The sequence below is a fragment of the Nostoc sp. genome, assembly GCF_036917815.1.
In the GTDB taxonomy this organism is placed as follows: domain Bacteria; phylum Cyanobacteriota; class Cyanobacteriia; order Cyanobacteriales; family Nostocaceae; genus Nostoc.
The window spans coordinates 111,977-129,298 of sequence record NZ_JBALEK010000065.1 but is presented as its reverse complement, the minus strand read 5'-3'; the positions used below and the strand labels follow the sequence as shown (position 1 = coordinate 129,298).

Genomic DNA, 17,322 nt, shown 5'->3' with positions numbered 1-17,322 from the left:
AGAGGCAGCACCAGTAATAATGTACGTTGTTTGTCCTTGATTCGCTGCTTTTGGTGAAAGTTCCATGTCACAAGACAATCCAAAACCCACAGATAAGCCGATAAATCAACCTCCCCAAAAACCTTACCAGAGAGTTCAGCCGTTTTGGAAGGCTAAAATTATCCAACTTCTCCAAGGGACGATTGGGGTTTTAGAAACAACGGTGGAGAAACTGGAGACAGCACCCCCACCTGGTACTGAGGAAAAACCAAGTTTTTTCCAGCAGCTTCAGTTGCGATGGGGTGGATTGTTAAGGACAATCCGCTTGTTCTTGCCATCAAATTTGTCAACAAAGTTATCAGATACAGCTTTGACGGGCATTGTAACTGGAATTGCTGTAATTATCCTTTGGACGACTGTGACTGTATTTACTGGTAAACCTACTGAAGTAGCGACTGTTCCCCCGATTGAAGAGGTTCCTACACCGACACCAACGATAACTACTCCACCGGAGTCAGTTGTACCAGAACCACAGCCGCCACAGCCACCAGAAGAAATTACGCCGCCGCCAGAACCCGAAATCGAACCAGAACCAATTCCTACGCCAACGCCAACCCCGACACCAAGTATAGAATTGACACCAGAACAAGCTTTGATTGCGGCTATTGAAAATCAGGTAGCTGAAATTAGCGATCGCATTGCCTCTGGTCTGATAAAGTCAATTCAAGCCAACTTCCGTACAAGTAATCTTACAGTCAAAATTACTGATGATTGGTACACTCTCAAAGAATCTCAGCAAGACAAACTAGCTGCGGAGATATTACAACGCTCTCAAGAACTTGATTTTACCCATTTAGAAATCATCGACTCTCAAAATAGGCTGATAGCGCGTAACCCAGTTGTTGGTACTGAGATAGTGATTTTTAAACGGCAAACAGCAAGTTAAAATAATTCGTAATTCAGACATTTAACTTTAAGTACTTATGTTAGATAACGTTTCGCTATTGCTCAAAGCTTGTGAAAACTTAAACATCAACTATGAAATTATTTATCCGGCTGAAAACTTAGTAAAAATAAAACTCAATAATAAACAACATTATTTTTGTAACTATAGTACTCCGTTGATTAATCAATCAGTATCACACCTTATAAAAGACAAGGAATACACTTATCATGTGTTAAATCAAAAAGTTAAACTTCCTCGGACATTAGGTTTTCTTTCTCCTTTTTGTGACATAGAGTATAAAGTTTACTTAAAATTTCCAACTATTCAAGATATCGTCTTAGAAATCAAAGAAAATTTTGAAATTCCAGTGATAGTTAAAAGGAATTCTGGTGCAAGGGGACATAACGTATTTTTATGTCACAATCTAGATGAGATTGAAACTGCTTTAAAACAAATTTTTAATATCAATTTTAAAAAGTATGATTATGTCGCTCTTGCTCAAGAACTTATTCACATTAAATCTGAATATAGAGCGGTTTTCTTAAATAAAGAGTTAGTTTTGCTCTATGAAAAAGATATAAGTGATGCAAAGTTTGCGGGTAATCTCAGTCCTCTGCACTGGGATGGTGCAAAAGCAAAGTATATCAACGATCCACAAATATTTTCAGAAATTGCTAATTTTGCTAAACCTGTTTTTGAAGAATTAGACCTTGACTATGGTGGTTTAGATATTGTATTAGATCGAGATAATCAATATTGGTTGATTGAAATCAATTCTCACCCAAATTATAGTATTTTCACTAGAGATAATGGAGAGGAGCCTGTGTTGAGAATTTTTGAAAAAATGCTCATTAGCCTAGCCTCAAAATAAAAACTTCAGTATTTTGATTAGCTAATATAGGAATCGTATTTGATTTTTGAAATTATCTACGTAGGCGGGGAGTGGGGAGTAGGGAATAGGGAATTAGGCTTTCCGAGTTGTACTGAGCTTTTTCAGAAATCAAATATTAGTCCTATATAGTGGTTTGCAGTTGAGTTCAATACACACCTAACCCCCAACCCCTTCCCTGCAAGGGAAGGGGAGTAAGACTCCTAACTCCTAATATCATCTCCGCATAATTAGGGCTTGCAAACCACACTCATTACACCCCTCCTCGCTTGCGGGGAGGGGAGACAAAGCGTAGCTTTGGCGGGGGTGGGGTTCTTCGGATTTAATAAGCAATCAAGCGGACATGATATAACTCCTAACTCCTAACTCACCACTCTCATAGCTTGAGTTGGTATCCATACAGTAAAAATTGAGCCAATACTTATAGTTGATTCTACTTCAATTCGACCCCGATGAAGTTCTACAAGTTGTTTAGTTAAAGCTAATCCAATTCCAGTACCTTCGTAGCGGCGGCGATAGGGTGTATCGAGTTGCTGAAATTTCTCAAACAGTAATGGTAATTGTTCTTCGTGTATGCCAATCCCGGTATCTTCTACTTGAAAAATAGCGGTATCATCTTCCACCCAAAGACGTAAGGTAACGCTCCCGCTTTCAGGGGTGAATTTAATCGCATTAGTTAACAGATTCGAGAGAATTTGTGCTACTCGTTCGGCATCGGCGGTAAAGCGATCGCGCCTGGGATTGATTTGCAAATCAAGGTTGAGAGTGATTTGTTCGCTTGTTGCTTTTTTTCGCAGTGATTCTACAGCATTTTCCGCAATATTCACCAAAGAAAATTCCGAAATATTTAAAGCTGTCTTACCAGCCTCGATTTGTGATAAATCGAGGATGTCATTAATCATTTCTAATAAATGTTCTCCACTGTCATGGATTGTTTGCAGATAACCGCGTTGTCGTTGACTCAATTCACCCAAAGGCCAGCGTAACAATGTAGACGACATCCCAATCACATAAGTTAAAGGCGTGAGTAATTCGTGACTGATAGTAGCGAGAAACTCACTTCTGATCCGGCTAGCAGCTTCGGCGGCGAGGAGAGCATCACGTAAGGCCATTGTGCGCTCAATAACTCGTTGTTCGAGAGTTTGTTTTTCTTGAGTGAGGGTTTGCATTAACTCAGCTTGGTGAATGGCGATCGCTAATTGTTCGGCGATCGCCATTAGCAAGTTTTTTTCGCTATCACTCCACTGATGGGGGCGATCGCACTGATGAGCAATCAGCAATCCCCACAGTTTGTCCTCAAACATAATTGGTGCCGCCAACTTAGCCCTAATTTGGCATTCCCTTAAAAAATTTAATAAACACTCTTCTAAGGCATAAGTTTTTTCGACATCATCCACAGCTAAAGTAAAGCCTTGGCGATACTTCTCCCAACACTGAGAGGTTCGGATAAAGCAATTTTTTTCCGTGTAATTCAATACGGATGTAATAGCATCTGTAGCCCGGACTTCATAGACAATATAACCTCCAGATTGCTGATAGTCTTCTAGTAGAGATTGATTATTAGCTGCTCCCAAAGGCGAGTGTTTACCGTTGTTATCGTGTATAGAAAAATAGATTTTGGCAGGTTCCCTAACTGATAGTTCCATACCTGTTGCCAGTGCCCTTTCATTGAGGGGAATAGTGTCAGACTCGTATTGTTGAGTGTTAACTTGGGAACCTGCAAATTTATAAACTACTAATCTGTCTAATTCCAAAAACTCACGCACCTGTGTAATCGCCGTTGCCATAATCACTGGCAAATCCAGGCTTTTACGGATCTGCGTTGTTACCTGATTTAATAGCCGCTCTTGAGAAATCTGTTTTTTTAAAGCATCTTCCACCGGCTGACAGATATAAACTGCCGGCGCAGTTGAGCTTGGAGGTGCTATTATTTCTTGGTTCGGCTGAGTTAAAAGATATTCTAATAACAACAGCGTGAATTGACTTTGGAGCGTAGCATCATTAGGTCTAATAATTTGGCGATAATGTTCGAGATTTTGGTGAGTATAAGAATCGCACTCAAACAAGTCTCTCAATTCGGAGATAAATGTTGCGATCGCCTCTAAATTAAAGGTCAACTGAGCATTGATTCCTGAGTAAATTCCTTCCTCTTCTGCTTCCCTGCTCCCCTGCTCAAAGTTTCCTACCAAAAGGGCACTAAACTGTTCAGAAACCACTAATGTAAACCTTTGCCTTTGCCACTCCACAGGTATGCAAATTCGCACCAACAAAGCTTCTGTCAGTACCAGAGGGGCACTTTCCACGGTTTGAGCCATCTGTTCCAACAACTCCCCAAGCTGATTAAATACAACAATCGGCAAGGTTCGAGAAAAGCTCAAATCAGGAGAACTAAGCATTTTCAATCATTTTGGTGAGAGGGGGCTGAATCCAGGGAAAAAAGTTTGTTTTGATTATGTACTAACCAACACTTTAAAACGGTAAGACAGAATTATGCATCGTATAAGTAGCACACCAGGCGGATGGAATCAGTCAGAGAGCTTAATTTTTTTAGAACAAACTCCAGCGCCTTTTGTCTTGATTACGGCTGCTGATACCGACATTCAAACCTTGGCAGCTGCGGTGACAAAATTACCTGCAAGCTTTCCGGCATTAAGAGTCGCTAACCTGTTGCAGTTACAGCAACAATTAAGTATAGATACTTACGGTGAGCAAGTTTTAGAATTTGCCCAAGTAGTTATTTTGCGCCTATTAGGAGGACGCTCCTACTGGGGTTATGGCTTAGAAGTGGTGCAGGAAATTGTGCAACGTAATGGTAGAAATCTCATTGTCATGCCAGGGGATGACGCTTTTGATCCCGATTTAATTTCTCAGTCTACCGTACCCTTGGGTATTGTTAACCAGATATGGCAGTATTTTAGCGAAGGCGGTGTGGAAAATTTCGTTAATGCTCTGCAATTTATCTCCGATAGTTGCTTGTTAACTGCATATAATCCCCCACTACCTCAGCCGATTCCGCGTGTGGGATTGTATGAATGGGGACACTTCGACAATCCCCAGTCCCCAATCCCCAAAATCGGCATCCTTTTCTACCGTGCCCATTATTTAGCGGGTAATACTAAGGTAATTGATGCTTTATGCGAAGCTTTGGTACAAAAAAATTTACAACCAGTGCCAGTGTTTGTTTCCTCATTGCGTGAACCCGATGTGCAAGTTGAGTTGAGTGAATTTTTCCAACCCAAAGAAGGTGAATCAATAGCTGTGCTGCTGAATACCACTAGTTTTTCTCTAGCACGCTTGGAAAGCGAAACACCCCAAACCGAACTGTGGCAAAAATTAGATGTGCCTGTGTTGCAGGTGATCCTCAGTGGCGGCTCAATTGAGCAGTGGGAGTCACAGTTTCAAGGGCTTTCTCCCCGCGACATTGGGATGAATGTGGCGCTACCAGAAGTAGATGGGCGAATTATTACTCGTGCTGTGTCTTTTAAAGCATTGCAAACTCGTAATCCCCATTTAGAGACAGATGTGGTAATTTATGAACCAGTTAGCGATCGCATCGAGTTCGTTGCTAAACTAGCAGCAAATTGGGCGCGTCTACGTTCCAAACCACCCCAAGAACGGCGAATTGCCCTAATTTTGGCGAACTATCCCAACCGCAATGGCCGCCTCGCCAATGGTGTAGGACTCGATACCCCAGCTAGTTGTGTAGAAATCCTCCAAGCGTTATATCTGGCTGGGTATGAAGTAGAAAACCCCCCTGCTGAAGGAGATGAGTTGATTCAACGGTTAACATCTGGCGTAACCAATGATCCAGAAGGCCGAGAATCACTTCCGGTACATCAAAGTGTTTCTTGGGAAGAGTATCAAGAATATTTTGCTTCATTACCGCCAGCAGTGCAGCAAGGTATTAGTGAACGGTGGGGAGTGGGGAGTGGGGAGTGGGGAGTGGGAGAGCAGAGGAGTAATCAATGCCCAATCCCCGTTCCCGGAATTCAACTCGGCAACATTTTTGTGGGAATTCAGCCAGCAAGGGGTTATGATAATGACCCCAGTTTGAATTATCATGCGCCGGATTTAGAACCAACTCACGCTTATTTAGCTTTCTATTATTGGGTAAGAGAATGTTTTGGTGCTGATGCTGTAGTTCATGTAGGGAAACATGGAAATCTAGAATGGCTACCGGGTAAAAGTCTGGCTTTATCGAGTAACTGTTATCCAGAAGTAGCTTTTGGCGCACTTCCCCACCTGTACCCGTTTATTGTGAATGATCCTGGTGAAGGTTCCCAAGCCAAACGTCGCGCTCAAGCGGTGATTATAGATCATTTAACGCCGCCCATGACTCGCGCGGAACTCTACGGTTCTTTGCAACAGTTAGAAAATTTAATTGATGAGTATTATGAAGCGGATAGTTTAGATCCTTCGCGTTTACCAGTGATTCGCGATCGCATCCACGAACTGGTAATTAAAGAAAATCTCCATCTAGATTTAGGAATCCAAAACGAAACAGAAATTTTTAATTCGGTTAGCGCAGCGTTAGCGAGTCCGCGAGCGTCATCTTTAATTTTGAATTCTATCGGTGGCTACCTTTGTGAATTGAAAGAAGCTCAAATCCGCGATGGCTTGCACATTTTTGGGCAATGTCCCCAAGGACGCCAGCTGCGAGATTTAATAGTAGCGATCGCTCGCATACCCAATCGCCATTCTTCAGGTATTACCCGTGCGATCGCTCAAGATTGGGGACTAGATTTCGACCCCCTCACAGCAGATTTGTCAATGCCTAGTGGTGAATACTCAATAGTCAATGGCACAGAATGCCGTACCCTCGGTGATATCGTCGAAGTCCTAGAAGAACACGCCGCCCTCTTAGTAGAACAACTAATAAATCAGGACTCAGAATTCAGAAATCAGAATTCTTGTAGAGACGCGATTCATCGCGTCTGTGCTGGGGGTGGAGACGCGATGAATCGCGTCTCTACATGGATACGCGATCGCCTCCTTCCCGCTTTACAACAAACCGATCAAGAAATCACCCACTTATTACACGGACTCGATGGCGGATATGTCCCCAGCGCTCCATCTGGCGCACCCACGCGTGGCCGCCCCGAAGTTCTACCAACAGGGAGAAACTTTTATTCTGTCGATATTCGCGCCATTCCCACAGAGACAGCTTGGGATATCGGTAGAAAAGCGGCTGAAACCCTCGTAGAATATTACACTCAAGAGCATGGTGAATATCCCAAAACACTAGGTTTATCATTGTGGGGAACAGCCACCATGAGAACAGGCGGTGATGATATCGCCGAAGCCTTAGCTTTACTCGGAGTCCAACCGGTATGGGATGGTGCAGCGCGGCGAGTAGTAGATTTTGAAATTTTGCCCCTAGCGATTTTGGGGCGTCCCCGTGTCGATGTCACCTTACGAATTTCGGGATTCTTCCGGGATGCTTTTGGCAACTTAATTGACTTATTCGATCAAGCAGTGTCAGCAGTAGCAGACTTAGATGAACCGCCAGAACAAAACCCCCTTGCAAATGCAGTTCGCCAAGAGACTGATTTATGGACAAGCCAAGGATTAAGTTTACAAGAAGCAGTGGTGCGATCGCGCTATCGCATCTTTGGTTCTCGCCCAGGTGCTTACGGCGCCGGACTCCAAGGTTTAATTGAATCCCAAAACTGGACAGACGACGAAGATTTAGCCCGCGCCTACATCAACTGGAGTTCTTACGCCTACTCTTCGGGAACAGAAGCAGGGGAGCAGGGAGCAGGGAGCAGAGGGGCAGAAATTATTCCTAATTCCCAATCCCCACTCCCCACTCCCCACTCCCCACTCCCCAATACCGAAGCCTTCAAACAACGCTTGTCCCAAATGCAAGTAGTCCTGCACAATCAAGATAACCGTGAACATGACCTACTCGATTCTGATGATTATTACCAATTTCAGGGTGGCTTAACAGCTGCGGTGCGTTCTCTACAGGGGAAAAATCCTCAAACTTATTTTGGTGATAATTCCATACCCGCCCAACCACGCGTTCGTCAACTGAAAGAAGAAATTGCCCGGGTGTATCGTTCTCGCGTAGTTAATCCCAAGTGGATTGCAGGAGTCATGCGCCACGGTTATAAAGGAGCCTTTGAAATGGCGGCGACAGTAGATTTTTTATTCGCCTACGATGCAACAGCTAAATGTGTCGAAGATTATATGTATCAAGGCATAGTAGAAGCTTACTTGCTCGATCCAGTTGTCTCGGAATTTATTCAGGAAAAGAACCCTTATGCTCTGCGTGATATTGCTGAAAGATTATTAGAAGCACATAAGCGCAATTTGTGGGAAGATGTCAGCATAGGAACATTAGAAGCTTTGAGGAACCTAGTACATCAAGCCGAAGCAGTTATCGAAGAAAAATCAATGGTGTAGGAAACAAATATGGAAAATCTTGCGTATTTGCACCTAGCTTTCGCCTACGAAGACAGCACACCCAGTGAATTGGTCTCCCTCAGTTCTTTGTTTAACAAAGCAGCTGCCCCAGACTGGAAACGGCTATCTGGTAGGGCTTGGAAGTATATGATGCCCCTTGCTCTGTCTCTGTCCATTCTTAGCGCTGTCAGCAGCGTTATGGCATTGGAAAAAGGCGATCAAGGACCTTCTGTGAGAAATTTACAACAAAACTTGAAAACAGCAGGTTTTTACCAAGCTTCTGTTACCCAAGTATATGACGCATCCACACAACAAGCTGTGCGGCGCTTCCAAAAGGCCGCTGGTTTACCAGTGGACGGCATTGTTGGAGCAAGCACCCTGCAAAAATTAGAAAGCTGGCAAGGCAAAAATCCCAGTACTACGACTACACAAGCTAAAAAGCCCACTGCTGTAAGTACACAAGCCAAAAAGCCCAGCACTACTAGTTCAGCTAGTTCAGCCACCAGTAAGCGCCAAAATCCCAACTACCTGACAAAGGGGGATGAAGGTGAAGATGTGAGGGTTTTACAAGAACGGTTAAGAATCGCAGGCTTTTATTACGGAAACGCCACAGGAATATTTGGCCCAATTACCGAAGAATCTGTCAAGCGGTTCCAAGATTCTTACAAATTAAGTGTTGACGGTGTTGTTGGCCCAGCAACATTGCATAAATTGCCAGGAATTGGCATCGGTGATGGAGAAGAGGCTCCCAAAAAGGTAGTCAATCGAGATAAACTCCGTGTAGGCGATCGCGGTGAGCCAGTTAGAATCGTTCAAGAACAGTTGATCCAGGCAGGATATTTAGAGGGAGAGCCAAATGGCTACTATGGCCCCTATACTGCCGATGCTGTCAAGAGATTTCAGGCAGCTAACTTCTTAACAGCAAGTGGTGTTGCTGGCCCAACTACGCGAGCTAAGTTATATAGCTCAGTTAATACTGCTAGCAAAAGCGAATTTAATACCCTAGAAATCCAAACCCGACTAAGGGAGCGGGGTTTTTATAAAGGCAAGCTGAATGGTGTGATGGCAGATGACACCAAAAAAGCGATTAAACAAGCCCAGGAATTCTACGGCATCAGTCTCAAGGATCTTAAGGGCGGACGCTTTTAGCATCCGCTTTATATTGTTAGTATCAGTCCTCAACTCGTTGCTAGCCTCTAGTAACAGCAAATTACCAACTGCTCAAAATTCCACTTATTTGGTTAATTTGAGTAGTTTCGTCTGATTATTTCCCCAAGTGCTAAAGCGGCATCAGCGCCCGTTGGCACTTGGGACACACTGCATGGATAGTCATTTGACAGTCAAGCAGGTGAAAGCCTTCTTTTTGAGCGGTTTTCGACCCAATTTTTAAGATAGAGTCATTTTTAAACTCAATAGTTGAGTTGCATCTAACACAAATTAAGTGATGGTGATGATGTGGATAGGGCTGGTTGATTTCATAATGTTTATGTCCCTCCCCCAGTTCTAGTTCCCGTAAAATTCCCATCCTTGCCATCAACTTCAAGCTGCGATAAATAGTTGATAGGCTGATCCCTTTGCCATCAATTTCTAACCGATGATAAAGATCCTCCGCACTCAAATGTTCACCTTGCGGAAGTTCTTGAAAAATGTGTAAAATTGTTTCGCGCTGGGGAGTTAAACGCCAGCCTCTTTCGTTCAGTTCTGCCTTGAGTGAAGTAGTTGTGTAGACAGTCATACTAATAGTTCTCAACAAAGCTTGTTAGTTGAGAATATAACAAATCTTGGGAGCAATTTGCAACAATCATTGCCTATTGAGAATTTCTACTAAATATTTAAGAACAATTCATCAAATCTTGATCAAAATTCAAGTAATAAGCTGTAGTGCATTTAATTTGCATACAGCTAATAGTTAGGATACTTGTAAAGATTGCATCCCTTGACTTTGAATTTTGAATGAGTTAATTTTGAATTTCTTAGTTGCTTGCCATATTCAAGATATCTAGGGCAAACTCTTGTAGGATTAAATGCAAATTATTTGCTATAAGCCTTTAAGACACTTTCTACCTGGGATCAAATCAGCCTTTTGTCCCTAGTCATTTGTCAAGTGTAGTTTTCTAATGACAAATGACTAATGACAAATGACTAACTTAGAGATTCCAAATAGTCGCGGATGAGGTTGCGGCGCTTGGGTTGACGGAGCTTTTGCAAAGCCTTGGATTCAATTTGTCGCACTCGTTCGCGCGATAAGTCAAGAGCGCGGCCAATTTCTGCTAAAGAGTAAGGATGACCATCAGCCAAACCAAACCGCATCAAAATTACATCGCGTTCCCGGCTAGTCAAATCTGATAGAAGATGATGCAAATCTCTTTGTAAAGATTCTCGCATTAACATCTCTTCTGGGGTAACACAGTCAGTTTCGAGTAATTCGCCTAACTCAGTGTCTTTATCTTTACCTACTTTGGTTTCCAAAGAAACGGAGCGAGGTACCCGCAGCAAAACTTCTCGGACTTGGGTCGGTGTCATCTCTAACTCAGTTGCTAAATCTTCTAGAGTTGGAGTGCGACCTTTTTCTTGAGCAATTTTGCGTTGAGCCTTTTTGATTTTGTTTAACTTTTCGGTAATATGAACGGGTAGGCGGATCGTGCGACTAGAAGTAGCGATCGCTCGGGTAATTCCCTGACGAATCCACCAGTAAGCATAAGTACTGAAGCGATAACCCTTAGTTGGGTCAAATTTTTCTACAGCCCGCTCCAAACCTAGTGTGCCTTCTTGGACTAAATCCAACAATTCCAAACCACGATTTTGATACTTCTTAGCAACAGACACAACTAAGCGAAGATTCGCCTTAATCATGTGTTCCTTTGCTTGGAGTCCTTGGATTTGAACTTGCTCCAACTCTTCTACAGTCAACTTGGCGATTTCAGCCCAGCGACGTTTGCCATCTGCCAAAGTTGGCCTAAGATCGGATAAAACTATATCAGCAGTAGCAGCCCATCTTTCCAAAGACGGGCGATGTCCCAATTCGGAAGTAAGACGTTCTTGAACTTCAACTAACCGAAGATAGGGCGTAATTACTTCATCCCCAAGCTTGGCAGCGTTAGCAAGTACTATCCGCATCCGCAAGTAACGCTGGACTTTTTGAGCTTCTGAAACCTCTTCATCACGCCCTAACAAGCGAACTCGACCAATTTCTTGAAGATATAGACGTACTAGGTCTGTACTTCGACGGTTAGTATTTGCAGCAAAGTTAGCATTGTCAACAGAAGCCATCTCTAGCTCCTGTAAGTCATCTACAGATAACTCACTGTCATCAACCGTGAGATCCGAGTCCAAAGCCTGGCGGGACTTTCTGGTATTGTGGGGGGCATCTGCATAAAAAGATGTTGCTGGCATAAGATCGTCTCAATGGCTCCAGGTAACAATAGATTACGGTCAGCTTAGATTACGGTCAGCTATTCAACTGTTGCTATTGTTCCCGCAATTTACGGCGAACTAACATGGTTGAAGGTTCCATCACAGTTTTTTTAGAAATTAACTGTGAGGGTTTGATTGGATACAGGATTACTGAACTTAATCGGCTGCTAAATTTTTGATTAAACCAATAGCTATTCAAATCCACAGCTAGGCTTTCAATATTTCAACTACTTAGTTAACATTTCAACCTTGATGGTTTTTGATAGTAACTTTTGTAACACAGTATAAACATCCTTCAGTGAATGTCATCTTTATAATTGGCATAGTCACATTTACATGGCTACAAAAGTCATATCCTGACGATTTACTAATTTTTTCTCAGGATTATTCAGGTATAAGTAGAACTAATGAATATCGGGGAAGTGATTAGTGTTCACGGCAAAAATTCTCTTGACACGGAGATAAAATAGGTAGATATATTATCAAATACTCTCTCCGTGTTTCGCTTTCTCTTGCATGTCAGCCTTAACCTGCCAACTTCAACTTAATGGACTACTAACTAGTAGTCCGTCAAGTTTAAATTGAGGGGTATCAATTTAGTTCGTAGTTGCGCTTTAGCGCTAAAGCGCAACTACGAACCCCTCAAAACTAGCTTGACAGACTACTAACTAGTAGTTGTATTCTGGCTTGATATCTCGCAGCATCAGTTCATCAAGTGCTTGTCGGGGTGTGATTTCGCCTTGAAGTAACCGATAAACTTGCTCGGTAATTGGGACTGCGATGTTTTGTTGCTTGGCTCGTTGCATCAAAACCCGGCAAGTGTTCACTCCTTCAGCAGTTCCTTGTAAATTTGCCAGAGTTTCTGTAAGTGACTTACCACCAGCTAGCTGATAGCCGACTTGGTAATTGCGACTTAAGGGACTATTGCACGTTGCTAACAAATCTCCTAGACCCGATAAACCATAAAATGTTTCGGTCTTTGCACCCCAGTTGTTGCCGATGCGAACCATTTCTGTCAGTCCACGGGTGACTAAAGCAGCTTTGGCATTGGTTCCCAGTTGTAAACCATCGCACACACCAGCTGCGATCGCAATCACATTTTTCAATGTTCCCCCCAATTCCACCCCCAAGGGATCGGGATTGGTATATACCCGGAAACGATGAGAAGAAAATACTAACTGTACTACTTCCGCAGCCGTGGGGATGTTACTGGCTACCACTGTGGCTGCTGGTAATCCCATTTGAATTTCTTTCGATAAATTAGGCCCAGACAAAACAACCACTGGATGGTGAGGGAATATTGTTTGCCAAATTTGTGAAGGCGTACAGGTGGTTTGGGGGTCTAAGCCTTTCGTCGCCGTCACAAAAATTGTCTCTGGAGAAAGGGGGAAAGACTGGACTTGGCAAGCAACATCTCTCACACCAATCATCGAGATAGCAGACAGGACTATTTGAACATCTTTTAAAACTACTTGGAGAGTTTGGGAACCTTGACGCGACCACACACGCACCTGATGACCATTGGCGGCAGCGATATTTGCCAGAGATGCACCCCAAGCACCCGCACCAAGAATTGCTACAGTTTTTGGATTAGTCATTAACCGAGAGTCTCCCCATCACCCTATCCTCTTAGCTCACCAATCTAAAATCTAAAATCTAAAATTGGCTGCGTGGGTAACGTTCCATTAATTCTCTGACTTGTTCTGCATGATATGAACTTCTTGTCAATGGTGAAGAAACAACTTGTAAAAATCCGATTTCTTCGCCGAATGCCTTCCAATCCGCAAATTGTTCTGGGTTGACAAATTCGTTTACTTGCAAGTGTTTTTGACTGGGTTGGAGATATTGCCCAATGGTCAAAATGTCACAATCCACGGTTCGTAAGTCTTGCATGACTTGGCGGATTTCGGCATCAGTTTCACCGAGTCCAACCATGATGCCGGATTTAGTGTATGTGCTAGGAGAAACTTGGCGAGTGCGCTGCAATAATTCTAAAGTGCGATCGTAATTTCCTTGGGGACGCACCCGACGATATAGGCGTGGGACAGTTTCGGTATTGTGGTTTAATACCTCTGGCGCAGCTTGTAGAATCAACTCTAGAGCATTCCAATTACCGCATAAGTCAGGGATTAGCACCTCAATTGTGGTGTTTGGTGAAACAGTGCGAACCGCATCAATACAGGCCACAAACTGAGATGCACCACCATCAAGCAAATCATCTCGGTTTACAGAAGTGATTACTACATGATTGAGTTTCAGGCGGCGAACAGCTTGGGCTAATCGTTCAGGTTCGGTGGAGTCTAATGGTTTGGGTTTTTTCTCAAAATCAATATCGCAGTAGGGACAAGCGCGTGTACAAGCAGGACCCATAATTAAAAACGTAGCAGTCCCAGCGTTGAAGCATTCACCAATATTCGGACAGGACGCTTCCTCGCAAACTGTATTGAGGGCTAAATCCCGCAAAATTTCTTTAACATTACCGATGCGCTCACGCCCAGGTGCTTTCACCCGCAACCAGTCTGGTTTTACAGTCACAATCCGCTTTTACCACTAGAGTTATACAAATTTAATCGTAGCAAGCAAAGCCTTTGATGAAGTGATCATATATAGATGTAATTCTGATATTTGGCACAGATTGTGATATTCTTGTATTTACAATGCCATTTTTATGGCGGGATGTGGCGCAGCTTGGTAGCGCACTTCGTTCGGGACGAAGGGGCCGCTGGTTCGAATCCAGTCATCCCGATTTTTTGTTGTCGAATAACTAATTATTTGTCGTCGTTAACAAATTAATGTCGTGATTAACGAATTAATATCGCTGTTAACAAATTAATGTCATCAAAGTTGCTTTTGTAACCGTTAACAAATTAATGTCGCCGACTGTCTTTTTTGGGGCTGGTTCAAAATAAAGCTTCCCTAAAGTCTAATATAAACTTCATCCAGGTTTAAACCTGTGGTGTTTCCAATATTGCTTGAAAAGCTTATATACCAAAAGCTACATGTATCAACAGGCAGTTTAAAAACCTTAAGTTTTCAAGATGGACATGGTTTAACTGCAAATATTCAGGATAATCCCGAACGAAGTGCGCCTTTCAACCCTCTTAATAAAATTGTAATGATGAAAAATTTTTTCAACCCACCCCTAGCCGGGATGGTTGTTGAAACTGTAGCTGTTTTCAAAGTATCGCAAGGATAAGGTAACTTTCAATCCACCCCTAGCCGGGATGGTTGTTGAGATTGATGAAGTAATTCTGCATTGATAAGCAAATAAGGCTTTTACTAACTTATTCTTAATATCTGCTGTTTTTTCTTCAATAACTTGTTGAGTTCCTTAAACCAAAATAGACACAATGAAACGCCTAAGAGAACAGGCGATGACAGAACTTGATGGGCTACTACCTTCTATCTTAGATAAAGCTTTTAAAGGAGAACTTTGAGGAGAGAACCTGCAATTAACTCACTACTGATTAGGTGGATAAATTTCTATTTCGCAGTTATTAGCCAAAAACTTAGCAATTGAGTTAGTTTTTTTACCTAAAATAACAGCATGAGCATCATTACCCTCAACTGGCTTATGGCAAATTTCTAAACCTTTTTCCATAACCAATTGAGCTTTTATAGATACAACAGCATTTTTACCTATTTTTTTAGCTCTGATATAGCTTTCTTCTATTGTTGTGAGAGAAAGTATATCTACAGACATCTCAAAATATCTAAAAGCTGCTGAAGTTGGTCTATTTTCCTCTGGGTGAATTTGACCTGGATGCAGCCACCTCAGCAGCTTATCAGAGGGCTTTACTTGATAGGGTTCAGCCATTTATTAACAGTCGAATTTAAATAGCCAATCTAGTATAGGATATAACTCCTCTAGATGGAATTCTCCTTCGATGTCTAAATTGCCTTCAGTCTTCAAATATTCAAGTTTATCCTCTGCTGACACGGGAATATAAATTTCTAACTGTCTGAAATGGAAACGTTTACCAGCCCATTCAAATAAAATCATACCATCAGAGCATGGGGCGATAAACGGTTCAACCTTTGAAAAATAAAGTCCTCTATTAATACAGTAAGTACGGAAATTAGAGTAGAGGTTGAGAGCTAAATCAATCTGTTCTTTAGAAAACTTAGGAGCATCATAACCATCCCACTTATCTTCCAAATCTGACAAGTGAATAATTCTTTGATAAGCATTAGTATTTTTCTGCCAGTCAAAAACCTGTTGCTTACGCGTATCGATAAATAAGGAAGAATCTCTTATATCGTAAACACGATTAAAAGTTAAATACCTTAAAATAGCAGCTTTTGAAGCAGATGACACAGGAACAACACATTTCGTGTAGGTTGTAGAAACAGGGTAAATTTGATCTGCTGTTTTATAAATTGAAGTGGTATCCTTCCCTTTAATACCATTGAGACTGGTATCTCCCCAAGCGATTTTCTTCATGTTGTTACCCTTGCTATCACTCTAAAAAAGCTTCTTCTACAAAAGAAATAAAAATCTCAAAATCACTCTTACAATATTGTATAACATTTTTTACATAAGATATTTTTTCCGGGTAACTACCGTTAATTAATTCTCTATGAAAATTGGCTGAAAAGTTAAGTACATTTACTAATTCGTTATTATGATTTTGTTGAATAATTGCTTCTTGTATAGCAATCATTAAGTTAGCACTATCTAATTGATATGTGAATTGAACAACAGCATTTGGTGACTTACCTTGAAAATTTTTCCATTTTCCTTGACTAATTAATTTAGTTAAAACAGTATCTTGATTATCTTCTTTATTTGCTATAAGAAGATGAGCATTTATATTAATTCCCACAGCTCTATAATCGGAAGCAGGAACGATATCAATATACTTACATGAAATTTCTGGGATTTGGAACACTAGATTATCATTATCTAATGCTTCCCAGAAAGTGACTCTATCGGACTGAGCTACTACATTAACTCCATTTTTGAACACAACTTGAGATAGAGCAGGGGTACAAATCGGCGGCATTGCCAACTCCCAGTCAGGCGGTACAATTTGGTTGTACTTCAAAAAGTCAGGATTCAAGATTGATGGATTTTGGTTATCCGCCACCACCACAATCGAAAAATCTCTAACTTCCACATTTTTACTGAGCATTAGACAATTAACCCTCACCAACGGCTAAGATTACACAGGACTGAGTAAAACAACCTCCTCATACGACTGTAATACAACTACACGACTAGCGAGTTGCTTTCCGGCCACTTTGCAATGCTATATATCTATAATCATCCTAAATCATCCTAAAAATGTACCTTTTTATCAGAAAAAGTAAAGAATTTTAAATACATCTTAAACAGACTTTTTATGCTATGCCATCCATCGAAGGGGCAGAAACACATCTATTAAAGGTTTTCAGCCACAGAACAAAGATTTTAGATATCGCTCCTATTAAGATGAAATACGGCTATGAAACACGAAATCCTAACCCTAATAGGCAAAAACTGTATTACACCTGGCGATGGTCAGAAAGTGTATGATTTGGTTCATCCAGAATTATTAGCTCTTAATGAAGTTGAGCTAGACTTTGCAGGAGTAGAAATTTTTGCTTCCCCGTTCTTTAACTTTGCTATTGGACCATCAAATCCTTAAACTGCCACTCGACGCGGTGACAAGGTGACTCCTGATAACAAGCACCACACAATCGA

The 17,322-nt window shown here is 41.9% G+C and carries 14 protein-coding genes and 1 tRNA gene; 7 read left to right on the top strand and 8 right to left on the bottom strand.

The genetic code is table 11. The features are described from left to right. The first annotated feature begins 64 nt into the window (after positions 1 to 64). Both V7K97_RS20600 and V7K97_RS20595 read left to right on the top strand, forming a co-directional pair. Positions 65 to 925 carry a hypothetical protein gene (locus tag V7K97_RS20600; protein WP_334802860.1) on the top strand — a complete coding sequence of 287 codons (861 nt, stop codon included), beginning with the start codon at positions 65 to 67 and terminating at the stop codon, positions 923 to 925. A gap of 37 nt (positions 926 to 962) precedes the next feature. Beyond that, positions 963 to 1,796: an ATP-grasp domain-containing protein gene (locus V7K97_RS20595; RefSeq protein ID WP_334802859.1), complete on the top strand. Its 834-nt coding sequence runs from the start codon at positions 963 to 965 to the stop codon at positions 1,794 to 1,796. Between the two features lie 380 nt (positions 1,797 to 2,176). Here V7K97_RS20595 and V7K97_RS20590 read toward each other — a convergent pair whose 3' ends face one another. Then, positions 2,177 to 4,210: a GAF domain-containing sensor histidine kinase gene (locus V7K97_RS20590; RefSeq protein ID WP_334802858.1), complete on the bottom strand. Its 2,034-nt coding sequence runs from the start codon at positions 4,208 to 4,210 to the stop codon at positions 2,177 to 2,179. 94 nt (positions 4,211 to 4,304) lie between these two features. On the opposite strand from V7K97_RS20590, the gene cobN reads away from it, so the two are divergent. Both cobN and V7K97_RS20580 read left to right on the top strand, forming a co-directional pair. Beyond that, positions 4,305 to 8,222 (top strand): cobaltochelatase subunit CobN, encoded by a 3,918-nt coding sequence (cobN, locus tag V7K97_RS20585; protein ID WP_334802857.1) that lies wholly within the window; start codon positions 4,305 to 4,307, stop codon positions 8,220 to 8,222. Positions 8,223 to 8,231: 9 nt separating this feature from the next. Beyond that, positions 8,232 to 9,371, top strand: coding sequence for a peptidoglycan-binding domain-containing protein (locus tag V7K97_RS20580; RefSeq protein ID WP_334802856.1), 1,140 nt, complete (start codon positions 8,232 to 8,234; stop codon positions 9,369 to 9,371). Between the two features lie 130 nt (positions 9,372 to 9,501). Here V7K97_RS20580 and V7K97_RS20575 read toward each other — a convergent pair whose 3' ends face one another. The 4 genes from V7K97_RS20575 to lipA form a co-directional block, all read right to left on the bottom strand. Continuing rightward, positions 9,502 to 9,957, bottom strand: a complete 456-nt coding sequence (locus tag V7K97_RS20575) for a Fur family transcriptional regulator (protein ID WP_334802855.1) — start codon at positions 9,955 to 9,957, stop codon at positions 9,502 to 9,504. 407 nt (positions 9,958 to 10,364) lie between these two features. Further along, a complete protein-coding gene (sigC, locus tag V7K97_RS20570) occupies positions 10,365 to 11,615 on the bottom strand; it encodes an RNA polymerase sigma factor SigC (protein ID WP_334802854.1) in 1,251 nt (416 codons plus the stop codon). A 689-nt stretch (positions 11,616 to 12,304) separates the two neighbouring features. Then, positions 12,305 to 13,234, bottom strand: a complete 930-nt coding sequence (locus V7K97_RS20565) for an NAD(P)H-dependent glycerol-3-phosphate dehydrogenase (protein WP_334802853.1) — start codon at positions 13,232 to 13,234, stop codon at positions 12,305 to 12,307. A gap of 58 nt (positions 13,235 to 13,292) precedes the next feature. Then, on the bottom strand, positions 13,293 to 14,171 hold the full coding sequence (gene lipA, locus V7K97_RS20560; protein ID WP_334802852.1) for a lipoyl synthase: 879 nt from the start codon (positions 14,169 to 14,171) through the stop codon (positions 13,293 to 13,295). 137 nt (positions 14,172 to 14,308) lie between these two features. Between lipA and V7K97_RS20555 the strand changes: the two genes are divergently transcribed. Together V7K97_RS20555 and V7K97_RS20550 are read left to right on the top strand one after the other, a co-directional pair. Then, positions 14,309 to 14,382, top strand: a tRNA-Pro gene (locus V7K97_RS20555). Between the two features lie 207 nt (positions 14,383 to 14,589). Beyond that, complete coding sequence (locus V7K97_RS20550; RefSeq protein ID WP_334802851.1) at positions 14,590 to 14,832, top strand: hypothetical protein; 243 nt, start codon at positions 14,590 to 14,592, stop codon at positions 14,830 to 14,832. A gap of 264 nt (positions 14,833 to 15,096) precedes the next feature. On the opposite strand, the gene V7K97_RS20545 is transcribed toward V7K97_RS20550, so the two are convergent. From V7K97_RS20545 to V7K97_RS20535, 3 genes are read right to left on the bottom strand one after another with little or no spacing between them, the layout of a single operon-like run. Then, positions 15,097 to 15,453, bottom strand: coding sequence for a hypothetical protein (locus tag V7K97_RS20545; RefSeq protein WP_334802850.1), 357 nt, complete (start codon positions 15,451 to 15,453; stop codon positions 15,097 to 15,099). Between the two features lie 3 nt (positions 15,454 to 15,456). Then, on the bottom strand, positions 15,457 to 16,080 hold the full coding sequence (locus V7K97_RS20540; RefSeq protein WP_334802849.1) for a hypothetical protein: 624 nt from the start codon (positions 16,078 to 16,080) through the stop codon (positions 15,457 to 15,459). Positions 16,081 to 16,096: 16 nt separating this feature from the next. Next, complete coding sequence (locus V7K97_RS20535) at positions 16,097 to 16,771, bottom strand: hypothetical protein (protein WP_334802848.1); 675 nt, start codon at positions 16,769 to 16,771, stop codon at positions 16,097 to 16,099. Positions 16,772 to 17,083: 312 nt separating this feature from the next. Here V7K97_RS20535 and V7K97_RS20530 point away from each other — a divergent pair, with 312 nt between their 5' ends. Further along, positions 17,084 to 17,266 carry an STAS-like domain-containing protein gene (locus V7K97_RS20530; protein WP_334802847.1) on the top strand — a complete coding sequence of 61 codons (183 nt, stop codon included), beginning with the start codon at positions 17,084 to 17,086 and terminating at the stop codon, positions 17,264 to 17,266. Positions 17,267 to 17,322: the final 56 nt, after the last annotated feature.

Coding starts and splice junctions, on each gene's coding strand:
- V7K97_RS20595 (WP_334802859.1), top strand. CDS start 963: ATGTTAGATAACGTTTCGCTATTGCTCAAAGCTTGTGAAAACTTAAAC.
- V7K97_RS20565 (WP_334802853.1), bottom strand. CDS start 13,234: ATGACTAATCCAAAAACTGTAGCAATTCTTGGTGCGGGTGCTTGGGGT.
- V7K97_RS20535 (WP_334802848.1), bottom strand. CDS start 16,771: ATGCTCAGTAAAAATGTGGAAGTTAGAGATTTTTCGATTGTGGTGGTG.
- V7K97_RS20530 (WP_334802847.1), top strand. CDS start 17,084: ATGAAACACGAAATCCTAACCCTAATAGGCAAAAACTGTATTACACCT.
- V7K97_RS20590 (WP_334802858.1), bottom strand. CDS start 4,210: ATGCTTAGTTCTCCTGATTTGAGCTTTTCTCGAACCTTGCCGATTGTT.
- cobN (WP_334802857.1), top strand. CDS start 4,305: ATGCATCGTATAAGTAGCACACCAGGCGGATGGAATCAGTCAGAGAGC.
- V7K97_RS20540 (WP_334802849.1), bottom strand. CDS start 16,080: ATGAAGAAAATCGCTTGGGGAGATACCAGTCTCAATGGTATTAAAGGG.
- sigC (WP_334802854.1), bottom strand. CDS start 11,615: ATGCCAGCAACATCTTTTTATGCAGATGCCCCCCACAATACCAGAAAG.
- V7K97_RS20580 (WP_334802856.1), top strand. CDS start 8,232: ATGGAAAATCTTGCGTATTTGCACCTAGCTTTCGCCTACGAAGACAGC.
- V7K97_RS20600 (WP_334802860.1), top strand. CDS start 65: ATGTCACAAGACAATCCAAAACCCACAGATAAGCCGATAAATCAACCT.
- V7K97_RS20545 (WP_334802850.1), bottom strand. CDS start 15,453: ATGGCTGAACCCTATCAAGTAAAGCCCTCTGATAAGCTGCTGAGGTGG.
- V7K97_RS20575 (WP_334802855.1), bottom strand. CDS start 9,957: ATGACTGTCTACACAACTACTTCACTCAAGGCAGAACTGAACGAAAGA.